General features: G+C 67.8%; 19 protein-coding genes. 15 read left to right on the top strand and 4 right to left on the bottom strand.

The features are described 5' to 3' along the window. Nucleotides 1-94 precede the first annotated feature (94 nt). Nucleotides 95-595, top strand: a complete 501-nt coding sequence (locus ACIA5H_RS19610; RefSeq protein WP_364432878.1) for a MarR family transcriptional regulator — start codon at nt 95-97, stop codon at nt 593-595. A gap of 72 nt (nt 596-667) precedes the next feature. On the opposite strand, the gene ACIA5H_RS19605 is transcribed toward ACIA5H_RS19610, so the two are convergent. Further along, nucleotides 668-2050, bottom strand: a complete 1383-nt coding sequence (locus ACIA5H_RS19605; RefSeq protein ID WP_397076999.1) for a SpoIID/LytB domain-containing protein — start codon at nt 2048-2050, stop codon at nt 668-670. Between the two features lie 388 nt (nt 2051-2438). Here ACIA5H_RS19605 and ACIA5H_RS19600 point away from each other — a divergent pair, with 388 nt between their 5' ends. Continuing rightward, nucleotides 2439-4673 carry an N-acetylmuramoyl-L-alanine amidase gene (locus ACIA5H_RS19600; protein WP_397077026.1) on the top strand — a complete coding sequence of 745 codons (2235 nt, stop codon included), beginning with the start codon at nt 2439-2441 and terminating at the stop codon, nt 4671-4673. 521 nt (nt 4674-5194) lie between these two features. Here ACIA5H_RS19600 and ACIA5H_RS19595 read toward each other — a convergent pair. After that, complete coding sequence (locus ACIA5H_RS19595; RefSeq protein ID WP_355073162.1) at nt 5195-6034, bottom strand: HAD family hydrolase; 840 nt, start codon at nt 6032-6034, stop codon at nt 5195-5197. 155 nt (nt 6035-6189) lie between these two features. Here ACIA5H_RS19595 and ACIA5H_RS19590 point away from each other — a divergent pair, with 155 nt between their 5' ends. Genes ACIA5H_RS19590 through ACIA5H_RS19565 form a run of 6 tightly spaced genes read left to right on the top strand, consistent with a single transcriptional unit; the run spans nt 6190 to nt 14016 of the window. Beyond that, nucleotides 6190-7167: an ABC transporter permease gene (locus ACIA5H_RS19590; protein WP_355073164.1), complete on the top strand. Its 978-nt coding sequence runs from the start codon at nt 6190-6192 to the stop codon at nt 7165-7167. Further along, on the top strand, nt 7164-8084 hold the full coding sequence (locus ACIA5H_RS19585; protein WP_355073166.1) for an ABC transporter permease: 921 nt from the start codon (nt 7164-7166) through the stop codon (nt 8082-8084). The genes ACIA5H_RS19590 and ACIA5H_RS19585 overlap by 4 nt, the downstream gene beginning before the upstream one ends. Beyond that, complete coding sequence (locus tag ACIA5H_RS19580; RefSeq protein ID WP_397076998.1) at nt 8081-9931, top strand: ABC transporter ATP-binding protein; 1851 nt, start codon at nt 8081-8083, stop codon at nt 9929-9931. Before ACIA5H_RS19585 ends, ACIA5H_RS19580 begins: the two co-directional genes overlap by 4 nt. A 13-nt stretch (nt 9932-9944) precedes the next feature. Then, nucleotides 9945-11645 carry an ABC transporter family substrate-binding protein gene (locus ACIA5H_RS19575; RefSeq protein ID WP_397076997.1) on the top strand — a complete coding sequence of 567 codons (1701 nt, stop codon included), beginning with the start codon at nt 9945-9947 and terminating at the stop codon, nt 11643-11645. Between the two features lie 32 nt (nt 11646-11677). Then, entirely contained in the window at nt 11678-13357 is a 1680-nt protein-coding gene (locus ACIA5H_RS19570; RefSeq protein WP_397076996.1) for an ABC transporter family substrate-binding protein, read from the top strand. Next, a complete protein-coding gene (locus ACIA5H_RS19565; RefSeq protein ID WP_397076995.1) occupies nt 13354-14016 on the top strand; it encodes a hypothetical protein in 663 nt (220 codons plus the stop codon). The genes ACIA5H_RS19570 and ACIA5H_RS19565 overlap by 4 nt, the downstream gene beginning before the upstream one ends. A 315-nt stretch (nt 14017-14331) precedes the next feature. Here the strand turns inward: ACIA5H_RS19565 and ACIA5H_RS19560 are convergent, their stop codons facing one another. Then, nucleotides 14332-15084, bottom strand: a complete 753-nt coding sequence (locus ACIA5H_RS19560) for a TetR/AcrR family transcriptional regulator (RefSeq protein WP_397076994.1) — start codon at nt 15082-15084, stop codon at nt 14332-14334. 105 nt (nt 15085-15189) lie between these two features. Between ACIA5H_RS19560 and ACIA5H_RS19555 the strand changes: the two genes are divergently transcribed. From ACIA5H_RS19555 to ACIA5H_RS19545, 3 genes are all read left to right on the top strand, one after another. Next, nucleotides 15190-16272 carry an alpha/beta fold hydrolase gene (locus ACIA5H_RS19555; protein ID WP_397076993.1) on the top strand — a complete coding sequence of 361 codons (1083 nt, stop codon included), beginning with the start codon at nt 15190-15192 and terminating at the stop codon, nt 16270-16272. Between the two features lie 222 nt (nt 16273-16494). Further along, nucleotides 16495-17232 carry a FadR/GntR family transcriptional regulator gene (locus ACIA5H_RS19550; RefSeq protein ID WP_379249846.1) on the top strand — a complete coding sequence of 246 codons (738 nt, stop codon included), beginning with the start codon at nt 16495-16497 and terminating at the stop codon, nt 17230-17232. 8 nt (nt 17233-17240) lie between these two features. Further along, nucleotides 17241-17957 (top strand): sterol desaturase family protein, encoded by a 717-nt coding sequence (locus tag ACIA5H_RS19545; RefSeq protein ID WP_397076992.1) that lies wholly within the window; start codon nt 17241-17243, stop codon nt 17955-17957. Between the two features lie 371 nt (nt 17958-18328). On the opposite strand, the gene ACIA5H_RS19540 is transcribed toward ACIA5H_RS19545, so the two are convergent. Continuing rightward, nucleotides 18329-18883 (bottom strand): TetR/AcrR family transcriptional regulator, encoded by a 555-nt coding sequence (locus tag ACIA5H_RS19540; protein WP_397076991.1) that lies wholly within the window; start codon nt 18881-18883, stop codon nt 18329-18331. A 119-nt stretch (nt 18884-19002) separates the two neighbouring features. On the opposite strand from ACIA5H_RS19540, the gene ACIA5H_RS19535 reads away from it, so the two are divergent. The 4 genes from ACIA5H_RS19535 (at nt 19003) to ACIA5H_RS19520 (ending at nt 23330) form a co-directional block, all read left to right on the top strand. Next, complete coding sequence (locus tag ACIA5H_RS19535) at nt 19003-19749, top strand: carboxymuconolactone decarboxylase family protein (protein ID WP_397076990.1); 747 nt, start codon at nt 19003-19005, stop codon at nt 19747-19749. A 132-nt stretch (nt 19750-19881) separates the two neighbouring features. Next, nucleotides 19882-20088, top strand: a complete 207-nt coding sequence (locus ACIA5H_RS19530; RefSeq protein ID WP_356963323.1) for a heavy metal-associated domain-containing protein — start codon at nt 19882-19884, stop codon at nt 20086-20088. Between the two features lie 16 nt (nt 20089-20104). Beyond that, nucleotides 20105-21049 (top strand): hypothetical protein, encoded by a 945-nt coding sequence (locus ACIA5H_RS19525; protein WP_356963322.1) that lies wholly within the window; start codon nt 20105-20107, stop codon nt 21047-21049. Between the two features lie 34 nt (nt 21050-21083). Next, a complete protein-coding gene (locus tag ACIA5H_RS19520; protein ID WP_397076989.1) occupies nt 21084-23330 on the top strand; it encodes a heavy metal translocating P-type ATPase in 2247 nt (748 codons plus the stop codon). Nucleotides 23331-23347 lie beyond the last annotated feature (17 nt).

Here is a 23347-nt window from a genome sequence, read left to right as displayed (position 1 = left end):
TCATTGATAATCTCAACGTTGAAATACTTACCCGTCGAGTTGCCTCAGCGTCAAGTAGATGAACGTTGAGATTATTCCTTTAGGGAGGAGACTCATGTCCGACGCGGTGGACCTGTTCGGGCGTCAGTGGCAGCGCGAGCGCCCGGACGTCGACGTCTCGCCGATGCACGTGGTGGGCCGGATCCAACGCTTGGCGCGACTGGTCGACCAGGACCTGAAGCGGTTCTTCGGCGAGTTCGGCATGGAGTTCTGGGAATTCGACGTGCTGGCGACGCTGCGCCGCTCCGGCGCCGAAGACGGACTCACCGCGGGCGCGTTGCTCCAAGTCGCCATGGTGACCTCCGGCGCCATCACCAACCGGATCGACCGACTGGAGACCAAAGGACTGGTCGTGCGCAAACCGTGCGCGGAGGATCGCAGGGCCGTCCGGATCCACCTCACCGAGCAGGGCCGCACCCTCATCGACGACCTGCTGCCCAAGCACATGGCGAACGAACAGCGGCTGCTGGCGGCGCTCGACGCCGCCTCCCGCGAGCAACTGGCCGGATTTCTGCGCACACTGGCCGAGTCGCTCGGCGATACGCCGCCGGAGTAGCAGCCGCCCGGACACCACGACGACGCCCGGACCGGCACCCCGTCATCGAGAGGGCGCGGCAGAGGCCAGCGGTCAAGCGGGCCGAGATCCAGTGACCGGAGGCATGCCCACGGTCTCCGCAGGCGGACCGAGGGGCATCACACCGGCCGATGGCGGAGAACCGATGGCTGGTGCCCCACCGTCAGGCGTGACGGCGCCGGGCCGAGCCATACCGCCCGCTTCGGGCCGAAGCGCGGCACCAGGCGCGCTGGGCGGGACCTGCTGCGCCCCAGCGACTTCCGGCACCACCTGCAACATGCGCGAATAGTCCACCACCTGCGCGCCAAGCGTGGGCGTCACGATGATCATGCCGTTGGTGTACATCCGGTAGATCCCCGCACGCTGCGGCAGGATCATCTGCGGTCCGACCGGCGCACCGAGGGAACTGTTCGCGCCGCCGATGCGGCGGTACTCGGCATCGATCGCCGACTCGGTGACCTCCGCCGCCGACTCGGTGACCGCCGCCTGCGTCCGTGGATCGCCGGCCGGAGCGGTGGTGAGCAGCTCCCCGGGCGCAGGCCCGACGTCCATGGTGTCGATATCCGCCGGTTCCCCACCGCCCGGTGCGGCGGAGTACTCCGTCCGCAGGATCCGGCCTTCGCGCACCAGTACCGCGCCCGCCGTAGCCGCGACGGCGGCCGCCGTCCGCGGGTCCTCCCGCGCGGTACCGGGATACTCCTGGCAGTCCGTCGTGTCGCACGTCTGCGCGTACGGATAACGCTGCTCGGCAAGGGCATACGAGCGGGCCGCGATCGCCTGGGCGCGCAACGCCTCGGAGGCTCCCTTGTCCGCCCAGTTGGGTGGCACCTCGGCCGGGACCACGCCGAGTAGATAGTCCTCGACATCCACCTGGTTGATGGTGCGGGCCGCGCCATCCTCGAGGGCGACGCCGAGGGCGCCGCGGTACGACGGACCACCGCACACCGTGAGATGTTCCGCTACAGGGCGATTCGGGCGTGCGTCGATGGGATGAATCCAGGGGTCGTCGGTCGGCGCCTGCCACAGCACCTCACCGTCGCAGCCGACCGTCACCACCACATTCGCGCCGCCATCGGGCAGCGGCGTGAGGTGCGCGGCCTGGCCTGGCGGCAACTCTCGGCCCGCCACTCGCAGGCCGGTGGCGGCGAAGGCGTCGAGCGAGGAGCCGTCCTGTGCCGTGAGGCGGACCCGGACCGGGGTAGACGCGACGGCGCCGAGCGTCGCGCCGGGATAGTAGTGCGCGAGGATGCGATCGGCCGCCCACCCCGATCGGGCGCTTTCGAACGCGCCGACCTGGCTCAAGCCGCGGCCGTGCCCGGGTCCGGCCAGCGGGCGATACGGCGCGTCGGCCGGCCGGGCCGGAAGCGCGGCGAGGGCTCCAGCGATCACTCCGGATCCGATGAGCAACAGGGAAGCGCGCACCAGGAGGCCGATCACGCGCCGATGCGGCCGCCTGGCCAGATCCCGGCTCGTCGATATCGCCTTTACCTGCATTTTTCTGATCTCCGCATACGCGTATTACGATGCATCCGCTCACTCCCACGGTTAACAGATCCGGTAGATCCCCACCTTTTCCGCACGTTTTCCAGACGCGCTAGCAATCATCGAGCTACATTAAGGCAATCACATAATCCTCAACCAGAGGTTTAGCCATGTGACAAATGTGGCTATTGTGACCATTGATACATCAGGAAGTGACCCTTAATCACACATGATCACTGGTACGACCTGATTGGAGACGCTCGTGCGGTACCGCAAACCGAAACGCTCCTACGTGCTACCGGTTGTCACCACCCTCGCGGTAGCTGCCCCGCTCGGCACGCTCATGCTCAGCGATTCGAACGACTACCGCACCGCCACCAACAGCGAGCCGACCGCCGTCGCGGCCGGACTCGCCGAGGTCGCACTCACGCGCGCGCCCGATATCGTGTTGCCGCTGCGCGAACTCACCGGAGTGAGCCTGCCTGATCTGCATCTTTCCGACCTGCGCATGCTGCCGAGCGCCGCGGGCATTCCGATTCCGGACGGGCCGCTGCCACCGGGCGCGCAGCCACCGGAAGGAATGCGACTACCCAGCTCGAATTCCGTCCAAACCTCCGGTTCGGAATTCACTCCGAGTCAAACGTCCGAAAGCGCGAATTCCCCTGGTCAGCCGATTTCCGGGGCGTCAACGAGCAGTGTGCGCTTCATCGCCGATCCCGCCCGGCTCCAGCCCGGCACCACTCCCGAAACCCCCGCGTTGTCTCCCGGTGCGGTGACCCCCGAACTGATGAGCCAGGTGGGGGCGCAGGTGAAGGAACTCTCCAGCGACACCCCGTTCAGCATGGTCGCACTCACCGCGCGCCGACTGGCGGACACCAAGGCCACGATCCGTGCCCGCCAGCCCGACGGCACCTGGGGGCCCTGGTACGACACCGAGGCGGTGGACACCTACCGCACCGATCACTCCGGTCCCGGCCCGACCGACGGCACGGAGCCGATCTACGTCGGCAACACGAACGCCGTGCAGGTCCTGGTCACCCGTAAGCAAGCAGCTTCGACGATCCAGCCGGTGGCGCAGCCCGGACCCATCGCGGACGACCAGTCGCGACCGGGCGACCCGGCTCCGCACCCCGCCGCGCGTTCCGACGACCCGGCCCAGCAGTCCGCGGACCTGACCGCCGTGCTGATCGATCCCGGTCGGGCCACCGCCGACGGCGACCTGCACAGCGTCGCCGCCGCGCTGCCCGGCGGCGGACCGAGCGTGATCACCCGCGCCCAGTGGGGCGCCGACGAATCCATCCGCTGCGACCAGCCGACCTACGACGACCACCTCGGCGGCGTCACGGTGCACCACACCGCGGGCCGCAACGACTACAGCAAGTCCGAGTCGGCCGGCATCGTCCGCGCGATCTACACCTATCACGCGAAGACGTTGGGCTGGTGCGACATCGGCTACAACGCGCTCGTCGACAAGTACGGGCAGGTCTTCGAGGGACGCTTCGGCGGCCTCGACCGCCCGGTGCAGGGCGCGCACGCGGGCGGGTTCAACGAGAACACCTCGGGCGTCGCGCTGATGGGCAACTACGAGTCCGAGCAACCGACACAGGAGGCGATCCAGGCGATCGGCGCTTTCGTCGGCTGGCGCACCAAGGTCGCCGGACTCGATCCCAAAGGCTCCACCACGATGTACTCCGAGGGCACCTCCTTCACCTCGTACGCCGAGGGTGAGGCGGTGCGATTGCCGGTCGTCTTCGCACATCGCGACGTCGGCAACACCACCTGCCCCGGCGACGCCGCGTACGCGCTGATGGACCGGATCCGCGACATCGCCGCCGGCGCGCCGGGCGCCCCCGCCACGCACGACAGCCAGGTTGCCCCGCCCGGCGAATCCGACGTGGCGGGCCTCGCCGCGCTGACCACCAAGCTGCTGAACATGGTGCAGGACAACATCATCGCCAGGCACTGGTCGCAGTCCGGTGGACCTAACGGCCCGCTCGGCGCCGCGCGGTCGGACGTGCTGCCCGCCGCGCAGGGCATGCAGTACGCGAAGTTCGCCAACGGCTACGTCTACACCGCCGCGGACGGGCAGGTCGTCGAGGTGCTCGGCACCATCCTGGACCGCTTCCTGCAACTCGGCGCCGACACGGGCGCGCTCGGACTCCCCCTGCGCAACGCCCACCCGGTCTCCGACGGCCTGCGCGCCGACTTCGAGCACGGCTCGCTGATCCTCAACCAGCTCACCGGCATCGTCACGACGATATGGAAGACCTACAACGACACCTACCAGGAGGAAGTAAGCCGGAACCCGGTCGCGGCGCAGGTGAGCGCCCCGCTCCCGCACCATCCCCCGGCTCCGGCCGCACCGGCCACCACGGCTCCTGGTAGCGCACCGATCCCGAACGGCACCCCCGCCACAGCTACACCCACACCGGCCAACGGAGCTCCGGCCGTCACAGCTCCTGGTAGCGCACCGATCCCGAACGGCACCCCCGCCGCGGCTACACCCACACCGTCGATCGGCCCGGCGCCCGCGGCACGAACCCCACTCGCCCAGGCCCCGGCAGGCGCACCGGCATAGATCAGTCCGCCACAGCTACCCCCACAGCACCCCGCCGTACACCCGCCACACGGCCCGGCCCCAGCCGAAGCCGCGTTCCCCGCTCCACCGCCATCACCTGAGGGCTGACGCCACCACCGAGGATTGATCCCCGACAAGTTGCCCCTCTCGGAGCTCGCGCCCCGCGCGTGCTCCGAGTGGTTCAGGCACATACCCATGGCCATGTGAGTCGGACATACCGGCAAGCCGCGGTCACTCGACCCGGCAAACCAATCGACCACCAGATTGCCCCGAACACCCCGTCGGCCCCCTCGGACCCGAACCCGCGCGCACTGTTTCCCCAGGTCGGAGACCAGCGCGCCCAGCCAACCTCAACCACGTCTTCCGAGCGAAGCGAGACCGAGCATCCGCCGTTCGCGGCCCGGCTCGCGTCCGAGCGGCCGCCGCGTAGGCGACGAAGGAGCAAGCGGCGGTCGCTCGGACGCAAGCCATAAGGGGCCGCGAACACCCAGCGCCGCAGGCGCTGGAAAAACAAACACAGCTCACACCCACCAGCGCTCGAGGACGCGCGCGACTCCGTCGTCGGTGTTCGATTCGGCGATCTCGTCGGCCGCGGCGAGGGCTTCGGGGTGGGCGTTGCGCATCGCGACACCATGGCCGGCCATGGTCAGCATGGGGACATCGTTGGGCATGTCGCCGAACGCGACGATGGTCGATTCGTCCACGCCGAGCCGCTGGGCGACCACCGCCAGCCCCGCGGCCTTGGTGATGCCGGGCGCGGACAGTTCGATGAGCCCGTGCTCGGTCGAGTAGGTGATGTCGGCGCGTTCGCCGATCAGCGGCGCGAGCACCGTGCGCATGTCCGAACTGCGCGCACCCGGCAGCCGGATCAGCATCTTGATGGCGGGCGCGTCGATGACCTCCTCCCTGGCGACCGAGGTGTCGTCGGGATTGAGCCAGGCGTGCTCGTACTGGGGCGAGCTGACGAACTGGGGCGTCACCGCGTCGTGCGCGCTCTCGCCGACGCGTTCGGCCGCGAGGCCGCAGCCCGGCAAGGCACGTTCGGCGACATCGGCGAGCCAGGCGAGCGTCGGCACGTCCAACGTCATGCTGACCAGCACCCGGTCGGCCGCGCTGTCGTAGATCACCGCGCCGTTGCCGCACACGCACAGCGGCGCGTACCCGAGCCCCTGCACCACTGGGTCGATCCAGCGCGGCGGACGGCCCGTGGCCAGCACGAACGGCACACCGTCGGCGATCAGGGCGCCCACCGCCGCCTTCGTCCGCGCGGTCACCCGCTCGTCGTGATCGATGAGCGTGCCGTCCACATCGGTGGCGACCATCTTCGGTTTGGGGAGGTGCAGGGGCGTCACCCATTCCATCCTGCCGGACAACCTCCGGCTCGCGCCCGGCCACCGTGCTCGGCTGTGCCCCGGACATGCCCGGATGTCGTGTGGCACGCGCGCCGCGAACCACGTCCTTATGATCGGGGGCTAATACCGACGCTGGCCCGTCCAGCCGAAAGACCAGAGGACTGATGACCGGCTTCCTGCTACGACGCGCGCTCAACTATGTCGTGCTGTTGCTGCTGGCTTCGTTCCTGACGTTCAGTTTGGCGTCCCTGACGTTCCGGCCGCTGGACAGTCTCGAACAACGCAATCCGCGCCCGCCACAGGCAGTGATCGACGCCAAGGCCGAGGAGCTGCACCTCAACGACCCGATCCCGGAGCGCTACATAACCTGGCTGAAGGGCATTCCGCACGGTGACTTCGGCACGACGCTGGCCGGTCAGCCGGTCAGCGAGGAGCTGCCGCGAAGGGTCGCGGTGAGTCTGCGGCTGCTGATCGTCGGCTCCCTGGTCGGCACGGTGCTCGGCGTGCTGATCGGCGCGGCGGGGGCGATCCGGCAGTACAAGTTCAGCGACTACTTCACAACGGTGGTGTCGCTACTGATCTTGAGCACGCCGGTGTTCCTGCTCGCGACGCTGCTGAAATACGGTGCGCTGGAAGTAAACTCGCTCACCGGATCGCAGATCTTCCTCTACACCGGCGAGACGTCGGCGAACAAGATCGAAGGATTCGGGCCGCAACTGCTCGACCGCATCCAGCACCTGATCCTGCCCACCACCGCGCTGGCCCTCGGTGCGATGGCGGGCTACAGCCGCTACCAGCGCAACGCGATGCTCGACGTGCTGCAGAGCGATTTCATCCGCACCGCCCGCGCCAAGGGGCTCACCCGCAGCAAGGCGCTGTACAAGCACGGCCTGCGCACGGCGCTGATCCCGATGGCCACGCTGTTCGCCTACAGTCTCGGCGCCCTGATCACCGGCGCGACGTTCACCGAGAAGATCTTCGGCTGGCACGGCGTCGGCGAGTGGCTGGTCGACTCGATCAACGCCCAGGATCTGTACGTCGTGGTGACGGTCACCGCGTTCGCCGGCCTGGTCGTGCTGGTGTCGGGTCTGCTGTCCGACATCGTGTACGCGATTCTCGATCCAAGGGTGCGTGTGGGATGACCGAAGCCGAGATCATCGTCCAAGGCGCGCCCGAGGTCGCCGCGACCGGGCGGCGCAAGCTGGTCCTGCGGCGCTTCCTGCGCAACAAACCCGCCGTCGCGGGCGGCATCGTCCTCATCACGCTGTTCGTCGTCAGTTTCGCGCTGCCGCCCTTCCTGCCCTACGACTACCAGCAGCTGGACTACACCGCCCTGCTCAAACCGCCGAGCCCGGAACATCCGTTCGGCACCACCCAGATCGGTCAGGACGTCCTCGCGCAGACCCTGCGCGGATTACAGAAATCCCTGGTCATCGGCCTGTGCGTGGCGCTGTTGTCCACCACGATCGCCGCCACCGCCGGTTCACTGGCCGGACTGCTCGGCGGCTGGACCGACCGGGCGATCATGTGGCTGGTCGACCTGCTGCTGGTGGTCCCGAGCTTCATCATCATCGCGCTGTTCGCGCCGCGCACCAAGGGCAGCGGTTCCATCCTGCTGCTGATCCTTCTGCTGTCCTGCTTCGGCTGGATGATCTCGGCGCGGATCGTGCGCGGCCTGACGCTGAGCCTGCGTGATCGCGAATTCGTCCGGGCCGCGCGGTACATGGGCGCGCCCACCCGCACGGTGATCCTCAGCCACGTCATTCCGAACATCGCCTCGATCCTGATCATCGACACCACCCTCACCGTCGGCTCGGCGATCATGGCCGAAACGGGCCTGAGCTTCCTCGGTTTCGGCGTGCAGCCGCCGGACGTGTCGCTCGGCTCGCTGATCGCCGCGGGGACCAAATCAGCGTTGACTTATCCCTGGCTGTTCCTGTTCGCAGGTGGTCTGCTGATCATCACCGTGCTGTGCGCCAACCTCGTCGGTGACGGACTGCGCGACGCGTTCGATCCCGGCGCGAAGCGGGCTCGGTCGAAGAAGAAGGCGAAGGCATGACGACGACGACCTCCACCGCGCCACTGCTGGAGATCACCGATCTGCGGGTGTCCTTCCCCAGCGAGGAGGGCCGCATCGACGCGGTGCGCGGCGTCGACTACACGGTCTCCGACGGCGAGGTGCTCGCCATCGTCGGTGAATCCGGTTCGGGCAAGTCGGTGTCCTCGCTGGCGGTGATGGGGTTGCTGCCGGAGCAGGCGCGGATCACCGGTTCCATCCGGTTCCGCGGACGCGAATTGCTCGGGCTGGGCGATCGCGAACTGTCCAAGCTGCGCGGCAGTTCCATCAGCATGGTGTTCCAGGACCCGCTCTCGGCGCTCACGCCGGTCTACCGGGTGGGCGATCAGATCGCCGAAGCCCTGCTGGCGCACGGCAAGGCGAGCAGAGGCGATGCCGCGAAGCGCGCGGTGGAGCTGCTCGACCTGGTCGGTATCCCGGACCCGGAAGTGCGGGCCAAGGCGTTTCCGCACGAGTTCTCCGGTGGCCAGCGCCAGCGCGTCGTCATCGCGATGGCGATCGCGAACGACCCGGCGCTGATCATCTGCGACGAGCCGACCACCGCGCTGGACGTGACGGTGCAGAAGCAGATCCTCAATCTGCTGCGCAAAGCGCGCGACATCACCGGCGCGGGCGTCATCATGATCACCCACGACATGGGCATCGCCGCGACCCTGGCCGATCGGGTCGCCGTCATGTACGCGGGGAAGATCGTCGAAACCGCCACCGCGAGCGCCCTGTTCAACGCGCCGCGGATGCCGTACACCGTTGGTCTGCTCGGCTCGATCCCGCGCATGGACGGTCCGCCGCGGCGACCGCTGATCCCGATCGTCGGCGCCCCGCCCGCCATGCACGCGCTGCCGCCGGGTTGCTCGTTCGCACCGCGCTGCCCGGTGTCGATCGGCGAATGCCGGGCGGCGGAACCGCCGCTGGAGGCAGTCGAACCGGGTCATACCGCCGCCTGCATCCGCACCGCCGAGGTCGGCACCGACGAGCTGTTCGACGCCTATCGGCGCGAGATCGCCGAGCCGGAGGCCGAAGCGCAGGTGGAGTCGGACGTGGTTTTGCGGGTTTCGGACCTGGTGAAGGTCTTCCCGATCACCTCCGGTGTGGTGCTGCGCCGCCGCAAGGGGGAGATCAGGGCGGTCGACGGCATCAGCTTCGAGGTCCGCGGCGGGCGCACCTTGGCGCTGGTCGGTGAGTCCGGCTCCGGCAAATCGACCACGCTCACCCAGATCCTCGATCTGGTCCCGCCGCAATCGGGCGCCATCGAGATCATGGGCAGCGACGTCGGATCCCTGAGCAAGGCGCGCAAACGGGAGATCCGCCGCAAGATGCAGATCGTCTTCCAGGACCCCACCGCCTCCCTCGACCCCCGCCTGCCGATCTTCGACGCCCTCGCCGAGCCGTTGCGCATCGACGGGCGGCCGCGCGCCGAGATCGCCCGCCGGGTACCGGAACTGCTCGAAAAGGTGGGTCTGCGCCCGGAACACGCCGACCGTTACCCCGGCGACTTCTCCGGCGGCCAGAAACAGCGCATCAGCATCGCCCGCGCACTCGCGCTGGACCCGGAGCTGCTGGTGCTGGACGAACCGGTCTCCTCGCTGGATGTCTCGATCCAGGCGGGCGTGCTGAACCTGCTACGCGACCTGCAGACCGAGCGCGGCCTCTCCTATCTGTTCGTCTCACACGATCTGTCCGTGGTGCGAAACCTGGCCCACGACATCGCGGTCATGTATCGCGGGAAGATCGTGGAGTACGGCCCGGCGGAGCAGATTTTCGCCGCCCCGCAACACGAGTACACGCGGGCGCTGATCGACGCGGTGCCGGTGCCGGCAGTCAGCAGATAGGTAGGAGGGCGCGATGCGGATCCGATCCATCCGGGGCTGTGGTCGCCCGCGCTCGGCGCGGTGGGCGATTCCCGTCGTCGCGCTCGGACTCGTGGTCGCCGGGTGCAGCGCGGACGGCGCCGAGTCGGCGACCGGCCTGTCCGACGAGCTCGGCACGACCAGCGACATCAATCCGAAAAGCCCCGACGAGCTGCGCGAAGGCGGAAATCTCCGGCTGGCCGCTACAACGTTCCCAGCGAACTGGAACACGCTGTCCAACGACGGGAACGACGGCGAGATCGCGGACATCGAGCGGCCGCTGATGCCGCGCGCGTTCACCACCGACGCCGCGGGCCGGCTCACGGTCGACACCGACTACTTCACCGACGTCCAGCTCACCGGCACCGATCCACAGCAGATCACCTACACCATCAACCCGAAGGCGGTGTGGTCCGACGGCGTCCCGATCACCTGGGAGGACATTCGTTCCCAGGCGAACGCGCTCAGCGGCGCGGACAAGCGCTTCCTGATCGCCATCACCAGCGGGTTCGACCGAGTCGAGAAGGTAGAGCGCGGCGTCGATGACCGGCAAGCCGTCGTCACGTTCAAGCAGCACTACGCGGAATGGCGTGGCCAGTTCGCCGGGAACATGGCGCTGTTCCCCAAGTCGGTGACCGCCGATCCGGAGGCGTTCAACCACAGCCTGGTCGACCATATGGGTCCGACGGCAGGCCCATTCGTAATCGAGTCCACCGACCGCGGCCAGGGCCGCATCGTCTTGGCACGCAACCCGAAATGGTGGGGCGATCGGCCGAAGCTGGACACCATCACCTACAGCGTGCTCGATCGAGCCGCGTGGGTCGGCGCACTGCAGAACAACGAACTCGACGCGGTGCGGCTGAGCACTATCGACGACGTCAAGACCGTCCGCAACACCTCGGGTATGGTTGTGCGCCGGGCACCGGGTAATCGCTGGCGCCACATCACGTTCAACGGTGCCCCCGGCTCTATCCTCGCCGATCCGAAACTGCGCGTGGCCATCTCGAAGGCCATCGACCGCCAGGGCATCGCCACCGCCACCCAGAACGGTCTGGTGGAGCACCCTCAGCCGTTGAACAATCACATCTTCCTGCAAGGACAAGAGGGCTACCGCGACAACAGCCTCGGCTACGACGCCGCGGCCGCGGCGAAGGAACTCGACGACCTGGGCTGGAGACTCAACGGTGACGTCCGGGAGAAGGACGGGCGCAAGTTGGTCGTCCGCGACGTCATGTACAACGACCCCACGTGGGTACAGATCGCCCAGATCATTCAACAAAACCTGGCCGCCGTCGGTGTCGGGTTGGTGATCGATACCAAGCCGGGCGCGGGCTACTTCACCGAGGTCATCCAGCCCGGAGATTTCGATGCCGCGCAATTCGTATTCTCCGGCGACGCGTTCCCGCTCAGCAGCATGCCGCAGATCTACGCTTTTCACCCCGACGATCTGCAGGGCAACTACGGTCGCATCGGATCTCCGGAACTGAACGCCTTGATCGATCGCGCCCTCTCCGAGCTGGACCCGGCGAAGGCCGTCGAGCTGGCCAACCAGGTCGACCGCGCGGTCTTCGAAGAGGGCCATTCCCTGCCGCTGACCCAGTCCGAGGGTAATTTCGGCGTCCGCGGCGACATCGCCAACTACGGGTCTCCCGGGCTTGCGTCGTACGACTACACCAAGATCGGTTTCCTGAAGTAGACACGCAGCAGCGCTGCGGGAAGGAGCGAACCATGCGGATTCGTTCACTGACGACACGACTGGCGATAGCCGCCGTCGCGATCGGGTTGGTGGCCTCCGGGTGTAGCTCGGACGACGAGGGCGCGCCCGCGGGCTCGGCTGCCGAACTCGGCACCACCAACGACATCAACCCGCACGATGTCAGCGAGCTGCGCGAAGGCGGCAACCTCCGGCTGGCGATTTCGACGTTGCCCGCCAATTGGAACGCCTTGTCCAACGATGGCAACGACGCCGAGACCGGCGCCATCGAACGGCCGATGCTTCCGCGCGCGTTCCGCACCAACGCGGCGGGCGAGCTCTCGGTCAACACCGACTACTTCACCGACGTACAGCTCACCAAGACCGATCCGCAGCAGGTCACCTACACGATCAATCCCAAGGCGGTGTGGTCCGACGGCACTCCGATCACCTGGGAGGACATCCAGTCCCAGGCGAACGCGCTCAGCGGCGCCGACAAGTCGTTCCTGATCGCCAACAACAGTGGGTTCGACCGGGTCGAGAAGGTCGAGCGCGGCGTCGACGACCGGCAGGCGATCATTACGTTCAAGCAGCACTACGCCGAATGGCGCGGGCAGTTCGCGGGCAATACATTCCTGTTCCCGAAGTCCGTCACGGCCACTCCCGCGGCGTTCAACAAGGGTTTGGTCGACGGCATCACGCTGACCGCGGGGCCGTTCCTCGTGCAGTCCACCGATAGGGCACAGGGACGTATCGTGCTCGGCCGCAACCCCAAGTGGTGGGGTGACACACCCAAACTCGACACGATCACCTTCAGCGTGCTCGACTCTTCCGCGCAGCTGCCCGCGTTGCAGAACAACGAGATCGACGCGGTGGGCCTCGGCACCCGCGACGAGCTGCGCACGGCGCGAAACACGCCGGGTATCGCCATCCGGCGCGCACCGGGCAACAGCTGGAACCACTTCACCTTCAACGGCGCCCCCGGTTCCATCCTCGCGGATCCGAAACTGCGCGTCGCGATCTCGAAGGCCATCGACCGGCAAGGCATCGTCACCGCCATCCAGAACGGCCTGGTGGAGCACCCGAAGCCGCTGAACAACCACGTGTACATCCAGGGCCAGGCGGGTTACCAGGACAACAGCCTCGGCTTCGATCCCGCCGCCGCGGCGAAGGAACTCGACGACCTGGGCTGGAAGCTCAACGGCGATGTCCGGGAAAAGGACGGCCGCAAACTCGAGATCCGCGACGTCATGTACCAGGAGGACACCTGGGTGCAGATAGCGCAGATCATCCAGCAGAACCTGGCGTCGATCGGGGTCAAGCTGAACATCGAAACCAAGCCGGGCAAGGGCTTTTTCACCGAGGTGATCCAGCCGGGCAACTTCGACGTGGCCCAGTGGACCTGGGTGGGTGACCCGTTCCCGCTCGGCAGCATCAACCAGATCTACGGATACAACCCGAACGATCTGCAGGGCAACTACGGTCGCATCGGATCACCGGAACTGAACGCGCTGATCGAGCAGACGGTGTCCGAACTCGACCCGAACAAGGCCAGGGAGCTGGCGAACCAGGTCGACCGCAAGGTATTCGAGGAAGGCCACTCGCTGCCCCTGATGCAGTCTGCGGGCAATCTCGCGGTGCGCGCCGACTTGGCCAACTATGGCGCACCCGGCCTGGCGTCCTACGACTACACGAAAGTCGGCTTCTTGAAGTGAGTTCCGGACGGGGCCATCCGCTGGCCTATCCGATCACCGTGACGATCGGCGCCCTCGCGGTCTGTGCCGCTTGGGCGCCGTTCGGCACTCTGGATCAGGTGGCAGCGATCGCGGCCGTCGCGCTCGGCGTCTGCGGGTACACCGGATATCGGCTCGCCCTCGCATTCGGCATACTCCGATTCCGTCCTCCCTCCACCTCGCCGACCGTTCGGGTTGCCCGCATCCGTCAGCAGCATCGCTTGGTCGGCCGGTCGTGGTTGGAGGTGGGCGGCACAGGTCGCCCGCGGTGGGTTCCGGTGTACTTCTATCCCGCGCTGGTCACTCTCACCGAAACCGAAGGGGAACTCACCGACCGCACGATTCACGTCGCGGGACGACGCCTCTACCCGTCCGGCCGCATGCGCGACGTCGAACCGCCCGGCCGTCTCATCGATAACCCCAGCCGCCCCGACCCCGGCGCACCCGCCCACATCGCGAAGGCCACCCGCCTGCGGCGCCGCCTCCTGCTCGACTCCCAATCCACCGTCGCCGCCCCCATCGCCGCCCTCCTGTGGGTCTACCTCGACGGTGGCGGCTTCTCGGTCTTCCTGGCCGCCACCACCATTGCCGCCGCCTGCACGATCTGGCTCTCCGCCGTGCAGGGCTCCGACCCCACCTGAATCGTCGGCCAAGAGCACCGCAGCGCCGAGCACTCGCGCGCGGCCGTCCGCTCCGTGAAACCACACGCCACCTCGCGAAAGTGCCCATGCGCCAGGCGCGCATCGACGTCCATCAGTGTCCGTTCCGCGTGAACTTTTCGGATTGCGCAGCGGCTGACCTGCGGCCCGGAGTGTTCGGATCTACCTTGCGAATTGAGGGATCTCGGCCCGGCACAGACCGGGGTCGGACTCGAACACCGCCACATCGGCCGACTCGCCGACGGAGAGGCCATTCACGACACCGTTGTCTCGGACGGGGCGGCGGCAGGAGCGATGTCACTTCCCGCCGTGGTCGATGAGCATCTGGACGCCGTCGAGTATGCGCTCGAGGCCGAATTCGAGCGGGTCGGCAACAGCCTCCGGCGCGAACGCGCCCTCGGCGATGGCTTTGGTCAGGGCGGGGAAACGGTCGGCGTGGCGGTCGAGTAGTTCGCCGGTGAGGCGGTTCCATTCCTCGTCGTGGCTCTCATCGAAGTCGGCCATCTGCTGGGCGTGGTTGCGCACCAGAGCGACGATCAGGAGAAAGACCTGATGCCGCTGGGCGGCGGTCAGGCCGGTCGGCTCCAGAACCGCCAGTGCGGCGTCCAGCCAAGCGAGTTGGGCCGGCCCCATGCGCTGACGACGCATCGCGGTCGCGGCGAGTAACCAGGGATGGTTCTGGTACACCTCCGATGACCGGCGGGCCCACTGCGAGAGCCGGAGCCGCCATCCGCTGCCGGCGACCGACAGATCGGGACAATCGGTCAGTACAGCTTCGACCATCAGCTCAACGAGTTCGGTTTTACCGGGCACATAGCGGTAGAGCGCCATCGCCGAGACGCCGAACTCGGCGGCGACCTTATTCATCGACACGGCGTCCAAGCCCTCGGCATCGGCGAGTGCCACCGCGACCTCCGCGATGCCGCGGGGCGAGAGCTTGGGCTTGGGCCCACGGGTGCGCCGCTCCTGCTCCCCCCACAGCAATGCCACGCTCGCCCGCAGGTCACGTGCCTTTTCCTTACCTTCTCGGGCAGCGTCTGTCCTGGCCATGACAGTCCTTTCTGGTGGTTACCGGCGGATGGGTTGACACCCACGTCCAATTGTATATACCTTAAACCCAGCTGCTGACGGCATAAACAGTTTAGGGAGATAACAATGCTTACGACCATCGTCCTCGCCGCCATCGTCGCTGCCGCTGCCGCGCCCGTTGCCGGGCTGCTCGGCCACCGGCAGCTCAGGCGTGCGGCCAACGCCAAGCGGCTGCGCATCACCACGACGAACGGCATCGACGAGTCCGGCTTCATCCGCATCGGCGGTATCGACCAGTGGATCTCGATCCGCGGCGACGACCTGCGCAATCCGGTTATCGTCGAAGTCCACGGCGGCCCCGGCGCTTCCAACCTCGTCTTCGCCCCACGCACCCGCGGCTGGGAGAAACACTTCACCATCGTGCGGTGGGATATGCGCGGCGCCGGCAAGACTTTCGGCCGCACCGCCCCGGACGGACAGGGTGAGATGAGCCTGGAGCGGTGGTACCGCGACGCCCTCGAGGTCACCGAGCATGTCCGGGCCCGGCTCGGCGTCGAGAAGGTCCTGCTGGTCGCAAACTCCTTCGGCACCGTTGTCGGGCTGCGCCTGGCCCGCAACCACCCTCAGCTGTACAGCGGTTACGTCGGCGCCGACCAGAACATCAACGCCGGCGGGCACAACCATTCGGCATACAACGCATTGGTGAGCCGGCTGCAGCAGGCCGGAAAACGTAAACAGCTGGCCACGGTCACCGACATGGGTGCCGACAAGTCAGCGTGGTCCGCCGAGCAGTTGGCGGAGTACAACAGGCTCGTCGTCACCACCGATCCGCTCACCTACGACACCATAAAGACCGTGGTGATCCGCTCGCTGTGGTTCTCACCGCTGCACACGCTCGGCGAACTGCGCACCTACTTCAAAGGCATGACCTTCTCCGAGCGATTTGCACCCGAGGCCGTGACGATCGACGAATGGACCGAGGGCACCGCATTCGATATCCCACTGTTCATCTTCCAGGGCGACCAAGACGCCCTCACCCCGCCCGAACCAGCCAAGCGGTTCTTCGACGATGTCACCGCGCCGGTCAAGCACTTCGCGCTGATCGAAGACGCCAGCCACTTCGCCTCCTTCCGCCACCCCGACCAGTTCCTCGACCTGATGCTCACCAAGGTCCGCCCCACCCTCACCGCCCCGCCGACCCATCGGTGACAACGGACATCCCGCGACCACGCTCACCACATGCGAAACCCCTGAGCTCACAAGAGCTTCAGGGGTTTCGCACTGTCATGGTCACGCGGCCACGGATCAGACGGCGCGCCGACCGCGGTCCGACAGTTGCGCACCGCCCATCCACCGGCCAACGCCAGCTCCTCCAGACCGGAATTGGTCTGACCACTTGACCTCCTGACCACCGAGGCGCACAGTAGACGCATGGCGTTGCAACCTGTTGTCAAGCGGTCGGTGTCGGCGGACGTGTTCGAGCAGATCGCCGCGGATGTGCTCAGCGGTGAGCTGGCGCCCGGGGCGACATTGCCCAGTGAGCGACAGTTGGCGGAGGCGCTCGGGGTGTCCCGGCCCGCGGTGCGGGAAGCCTTGCAGCGGCTGGCCGCGGCCGGGCTGGTGTCGGTGCGCCAGGGAGACGCGACGACCGTGCTGGACTATCGGCGCGGCGCGGGGCTCGAGGTTCTGCCCAGGCTGCTGGTGCAGGCCGGGGAACTGGACCCCGCGGTCGCACGCAGCATTCTGGAGGCCCGCTTGCACAACGGGCCGAAGGTGGCGGAGCTGGCCGCTCGCCGGGTCGGCGCGATCGGCGCGGGCGAGGTTCGTCCCCTGCTGGAGGCTTCCCTCGAAGCGCTTGCCGCCGAACAGGATCCGATCGCACAGCAACGGCATGCGATGGAGTTCTGGGATCACGTCGTGGACGCGGCCGACTCGATCGTGTTCCGGCTGATGTTCAACATGTTGCGCGCCGCATATGAACCGGCGCTCGCGGCGCTGGCCCCGATCATGTCCGCCGAGGTGGGCAACGTCGAGGCATACCGCGAACTGGCCGCCGCCATCGTCGCGGGCCGGCCGCAGAAGGCCGTCGGCACCGCTCGGGCGCTGCTCGAGCCGGCGACCACCGCCCTGATCGAGGTCCTCGGCGGACCGCCGGTCACGCACAGCTAGGAACGATCATGACCAAACCGAAAGCATCCGAACACGCTTCGATCGACACGGACGCACGGGCGCGGGTACGCAGGGATGAGCGGGCGCTGCGGCGCGGACTCACCCTCGGCCGGGCATTCGAAGAATTCCTCCGGCACCCCTCGCCGTGGATGATCGGGACCACGCTGGTGGGCGCGCTGATCGCTCGCGTCGTCGTCGGCGATTGGCAGCTCACCGATCTGCTGGTCCCCGCCGTGATGCTGACGGTGTTCCCGGTGTTCGAGTGGATCGTGCACGTCACGGTGTTGCATTGGCGGCCACGGCGGCTCGGCCCGATCGCACTCGACAGCGAACTGGCCCGCAAGCACCGCGAGCATCACGTGGATCCGCGCGACATCCCGCTGATCTTCATCCCGACGAAAACGCTGGCGGTGCTGGTCGTGGTGTTGATCGCGCTGGCGGCCTTCGCCTTCCCCCGTTCGGGCCTCGGCCTGACCTTTCTGATCACCATCACCCTGCTCGGCCTGGGCTACGAGTGGACGCACTACCTGATCCACACCGACTACAAGCCGAAAGGTTCGCTCTACCGGGCGGTTTGGCGCAACCATCGCCACCACCACTACAAGAACGAGCACTACTGGTTCACGGTCACCAGTTCCGGCACCGCCGACCGCCTCTTCGGCACCTACCCCGACCCGGCCACGACCGAGACCTCACCCACGGCACGTAATCTGCACTCCGCCTGATCCGAGCAGGTGCCGCCCCGCGATAAGTCAGCCGGGGCGGCACCCGGCGTGCATACCCACGACCGCACTACCCGCACCGGGCATTCGGACCGCTGCGCGACCAAGGCGGTCCGGCGACGACTCCAGCGGGTGGCACGCCGGTGAGCTCGCCCCAACGGCCGCAGTCGCCACGACGCCGACAGCGACGGGTCCGCGATGACTACCCCGGGCGCCGCTCAGCGATCCGGGTGGCGCTTCGTCACAACGCCGACCGTCTCGCGACGAGTTCATGAAGCAAACAGGTCCGTAGCCAAGAAGCGGGTAAACGCCACGGGCCCGATCACCGCGAGCGAGTAGACCCCGCATGCAAATCGGCGGTAGTACGCCAACTCTCACCGCGTCGCGAGCAAACGCTCCGCGATCGTGCGCGCACGATGGGCCGCCTCCGGAGTTCCCTCACGGACCGCGGTGACGATCGCTCCGTCGACCAGCAGCGCGAGTTCGGCGGCCAGCACCTCAGCGTCGGGTCGCCCCGCTTCGGTGAGCAGTTCGTTCAGGTATTCGATCACGCGGCGCTTGTGCCGATCGGCGACCTGATGGGCAGCACTCTCGCGATCGGCCACCTCGACCATGGTGTTGATGAACGCGCAGCCGCGAAAGTCGTCGCGGGCGAACCGTTCGGCCAGAGCGTCGAAGACCGCGAGCGGGCGGGCGGCGGGGTCGACGGTCTGTTCGACCGATTCGCGCAGCCAGTCCAGCCACCGGCGGTCGCGGTCCTCCAGCACAGCGACGACCAAGTCGTCCTTGCTCGCGAAGTGGCGATAGAAGGAAGCCCGGCCGACGCCGGACTCCTGGAGCAGGCGATCGATGCCTACGGCACGAATGCCTTCGGCATAGAACAGTTCTTCCGCCGTGGTGAGCAAACGTTGCTTGGCCTGGGTTGGCATAACCCCACGGTAGCAGAACGGAACTGATCAGTACCATCCGACTTGACCGATACGGAAACGATCGGTACCGTCTTGATTCGGAACCGATCGGTACCATCTTGTACGAGCTGGAGGCTTCGATGTCCCGCCTGCCCCTTGTGTCCACCGACTCCGCCGACGCCGAGCAGGCCGATCTGCTCGCCGAGGTACAGCGCCAGTTGGGCCGGGTCCCGAATCTCTACGCCGCCATGGCGAACAGCCCCGCCACCCTGCGCGGCTACCTGAACCTGCGCGACGCGCTGACCAAGGGAAAGCTCTCCGCCCGGGTGCGCGAGCAACTCGCCCTGCTGGTCGCCAGCGAGAACGGCTGCGACTACTGCGCCGCCGCGCACACCATGCGCGCCGACCGGATGGGTTTCACCGAGCAGGCGATCGTCGACACCCGCGCGGCGCGCGCCGACGACCCGCACGCCGACGCGATCCTGCGCGTCGCCCGTGACGTGCTCCGCTCCCGCGGCCGGCTCGACGACGCCACGCTCGCCTCGGCGCGCGCCCGTGGCGTCAGCGACGCCGAACTGAGCGAGGTCGTCGGCCATGTGGCACTGAACGTCTTGTCCAACTACTTCAACCATGTCGCCGAGCCGGAACTCGACTTCCCGCCCACGGCACCGACGAAAGGCACGGCAATGGAAGCGAAATGGCGGCCCGCGAGCAAGGTTGTCCTGGTCGAGGGTTACTCCCTGGTGGACCGTGAGGGCCGGGCCGCACGCACCGTCGATGACGTCCACATCGCGATCGAGGGCGGATTCCTGCACGTCAAGGTGTCGGACTCCGCCGATGTGCAAGTGGTCTCGGCACCCGCCGTCGCGCTGGTGACCTACCGCTGATCCCGACCCACACAGCCCGGTCCGCGACTCGTCGCTGGCCGGGCTTTCGTCTGCTCCGGACTTGACATCTAGATACCCTAGGGGGGTAGGGTAGAAACAAGAAGCAGACGTACCAGCAGGAGGACACCGACCATGAGCACCACCACCGTGACCGTCACCGGCATGACCTGCGGCGGCTGCGCCGCATCGGTCCGCACCGAGATCGGCCGCATCTCCGGCGTCGAGTCGGTGGCCGTCGACCTCGCCGACGGACTGGTGACCGTCGATAGCGCGACCCCGATCGAACGCGCCGAACTCGCCGCGGCGGTGGTTCGCGCCGGCTACGCGGTCGCAGGCTGACGGACGGAGTACTCCGATGAACGCGACCATCAAATTCGGCGGTTTCGCCCTCGGCCTCGCCGCGGTCTTCGGGATCGCCCTCGCGGCCGGTGCGACCATCGGGCCGGAGCCCACCGAACCCGCCGCCCACGACTCGAACGCACACGGCACCGCCCAAGGCGAGGACCACGCACTACCTGGAGGAATGATGGCGACCGACCGCGGCTACACCTTGCGGCTGGACACCACCCGAGCCACCGCCGCGGCGAACGTACCGCTGCGCTTCACCATCCTCGACCGGGACGGAAAGCCCGTCACCCGCTACGTGCGCAGCCACGAGAAGGATCTGCACCTGATCGTCGTGCGCCGTGATATGGCCGCCTTCCAGCACGTCCACCCGGTGCTCGGCGCCGACGGGACCTGGAGCGTCCCACTCGACCTCAGCCGCGCCGGTGACTATCGCGTGTTCGCCGACTTCACTCCGCAGGGCGGCGAGAACCTGACCCTCGGCGCGGACCTGCTGGTGGCGGGCGTCTACGACCCACAGCAGCTGCCCGCGGCGACCTCCACCACCAACGTCGGCGACTACACCGTCACGCTGGACGGCACCGTAGTTCCCGGGCGGGCTTCCAAGGTGACGCTGTCGGTGAGCCGCGCGGGCAAGCCGGTGACCGACCTACAGCCCTACCTCGGCGCTTACGGCCATCTGGTGGCCCTGCGCGCCGCCGACCTGGGCTATCTGCACGTCCATCCGGAAGGCCACCCCGGCGACGGCGTGACCGCGGCCGGACCGGGCATAACCTTCGCCGTCACGGCGCCGAGCGCGGGCGACTACCGCCTATTCCTCGACTTCCAGCACGAGGGCGTGGTCCGCACCGCCGAATTCACCTTGGCCGTCGCGCCGGGTACCCCCGCCGTAGACGCCTCGAGCCACAACGAACACACTGGTCAGCAGCAGGCGCCGGACGGCCACGTGCACTGACCCGCCGACCGCCGCACAGAACGGAGCACCCACGATGACCACCGCGACACAACCGCAGCCCGCCGGGCAGGTCGAACTCGTGATCGGTGGAATGACCTGCGCGTCCTGCGCCGCCCGGATCGAGAAGAAACTCAACAAGCTCGACGGCGTCACCGCGACCGTGAACTACGCCACCGAGAAGGCCCGGGTGGACGTCACCGGTGACGTCTCGCCCGACGACCTGATCGCCACCGTCGAACAAGCGGGCTACACCGCCGCCCTGCCCGCGCCCCCGAAGCCACAAGAAATCGCCGCCGAGGAAGATCCCGCGGCGAGCCTGCGCACCCGCCTGCTGATCTCGGTGGCGCTGTCGGTGCCGGTGATCGCCATGGCGATGATCCCGGCCTTGCAGTTCACCAACTGGCAGTGGCTGTCACTGACCTTGGCCGCGCCGGTCGTGGTGTGGGGCGCGCTGCCGTTCCACCGCGCGGCGTGGACCAATCTGCGCCACGGCGCCGCGACCATGGACACCCTGATCTCGATGGGAACGCTGGCCGCACTGGGCTGGTCGCTGTACGCCTTGTTCTGGGGCACCGCGGGCAGGCCGGGCATGACGCACCCGTTCGAGTTCACCATCTCGCGGATGGACGGCACCGGCAGCATCTACCTGGAGGCCGCGGCGGGTGTCACCACGTTCATCCTGGCCGGACGCTTCTTCGAGGCGCGCGCCAAACGGCGGGCGGGTGCGGCGCTGCGTGCCCTGCTCGAGCTGGGGGCCAAGGAGGTGTCGGTTCTGCGCAACGGAACCGAGCTGCGCATTCCGGTGGAGCAGCTGACGGTCGGCGACCGGTTCGTGGTTCGGCCGGGCGAGAAGATCGCCACCGACGGCGTCGTGGTGGAAGGTTCCTCGGCCGTCGACGCCTCGATGCTCACCGGCGAGTCGGTGCCGGTGGAGGTCGGCACGGACGACGCCGTAGTCGGCGCGACCGTCAACGTGGGTGGCCGGATCATGGTGCGCGCCACCAGGATCGGTTCCGACACCCAGCTGGCGCAGATGGCGAAGCTCGTCGAGGACGCGCAGACCGGCAAGGCGCAGGCGCAACGGCTGGCCGACCGGATCTCCGGGATCTTCGTGCCGATCGTCATCGCGCTGTCGGTCGCGACGCTCGGATTCTGGCTCGGCACCGGCGGTTCGGTGGCCGCGGCGTTCACCGCCGCGGTTGCGGTGCTGATCATCGCCTGCCCGTGCGCGCTCGGACTGGCCACGCCGACCGCGCTGATGGTCGGCACGGGACGCGGCGCGCAGCTGGGCATCCTGATCAAGGGTCCCGAGGTGCTGGAGTCGACCCGGCGGGTGGACACGATCGTGCTGGACAAGACCGGCACCGTCACCGCGGGCAAGATGACGCTGCTCGATGTCGTCGCGGCCGAGGGTGAGCAGGTCGAACGGATTCTGGAACTGGCCGGGGCGCTGGAGGATTCCTCAGAGCACCCGATCGCCCAGGCCATCGCCAAGGGCGCCCGCGAGCGGGTGGGTGAGCTGAAGCCGGTCGAGGATTTCGCGAACGTCGAGGGCCTGGGCGTGCAGGGCACGATTGACGGGCACGCGGTGGTCGTCGGCCGCGCGCGGCTGCTCGCCGACTGGTCACAGCATCTCGACGACGACCTGACCCGGGCGATGCGCGCGGCCGAAGCCGAAGGAAAGACCGCCGTCGCGGTCGGCTGGGACGGCGAGGCGCGCGGCGTGCTCGTGGTGGCCGACGCGGTGAAACCCACCTCGGCCGAGGCGATTTCCCAGCTGCGCGCCCTCGGGCTCACCCCGATCATGCTGACCGGCGACAACCGGGCCGCCGCCGACGCGATCGCCGCGCAAGTCGGCATCGACGAGGTGATCGCGGAGGTGCTGCCGCAGGACAAGGTCGACACCGTCAAACGGTTGCAGGCCGAGGGCAAAGTGGTCGCGATGGTCGGCGACGGTGTGAACGACGCCGCGGCACTGGCCCAGGCCGACCTGGGCCTGGCCATGGGCACCGGCACCGACGTGGCCATCGAGGCGGGCGATCTGACCTTGGTCCGCGGCGACCTGCGGGCTGCGGCGGACGCGATCCGCCTGTCCCGCCGCACCCTCACCACGATCAAAGGCAACCTGTTCTGGGCCTTCGCCTACAACGTGGCCGCGATCCCGCTGGCCATGGCGGGATTGCTGAACCCGATGCTCGCGGGCGCCGCGATGGCGTTCTCCTCGGTCTTCGTGGTCAGCAACAGCCTGCGGTTGCGTGGCTTCCGCTCGACAGCCCGATAGCACGGAACCGGAGGACC

The sequence above is a fragment of the Nocardia sp. NPDC051900 genome, assembly GCF_044452545.1.
Taxonomy (GTDB): domain Bacteria; phylum Actinomycetota; class Actinomycetes; order Mycobacteriales; family Mycobacteriaceae; genus Nocardia; species Nocardia sichangensis.
This window is presented reverse-complemented; position numbering and strand designations above follow the sequence as displayed.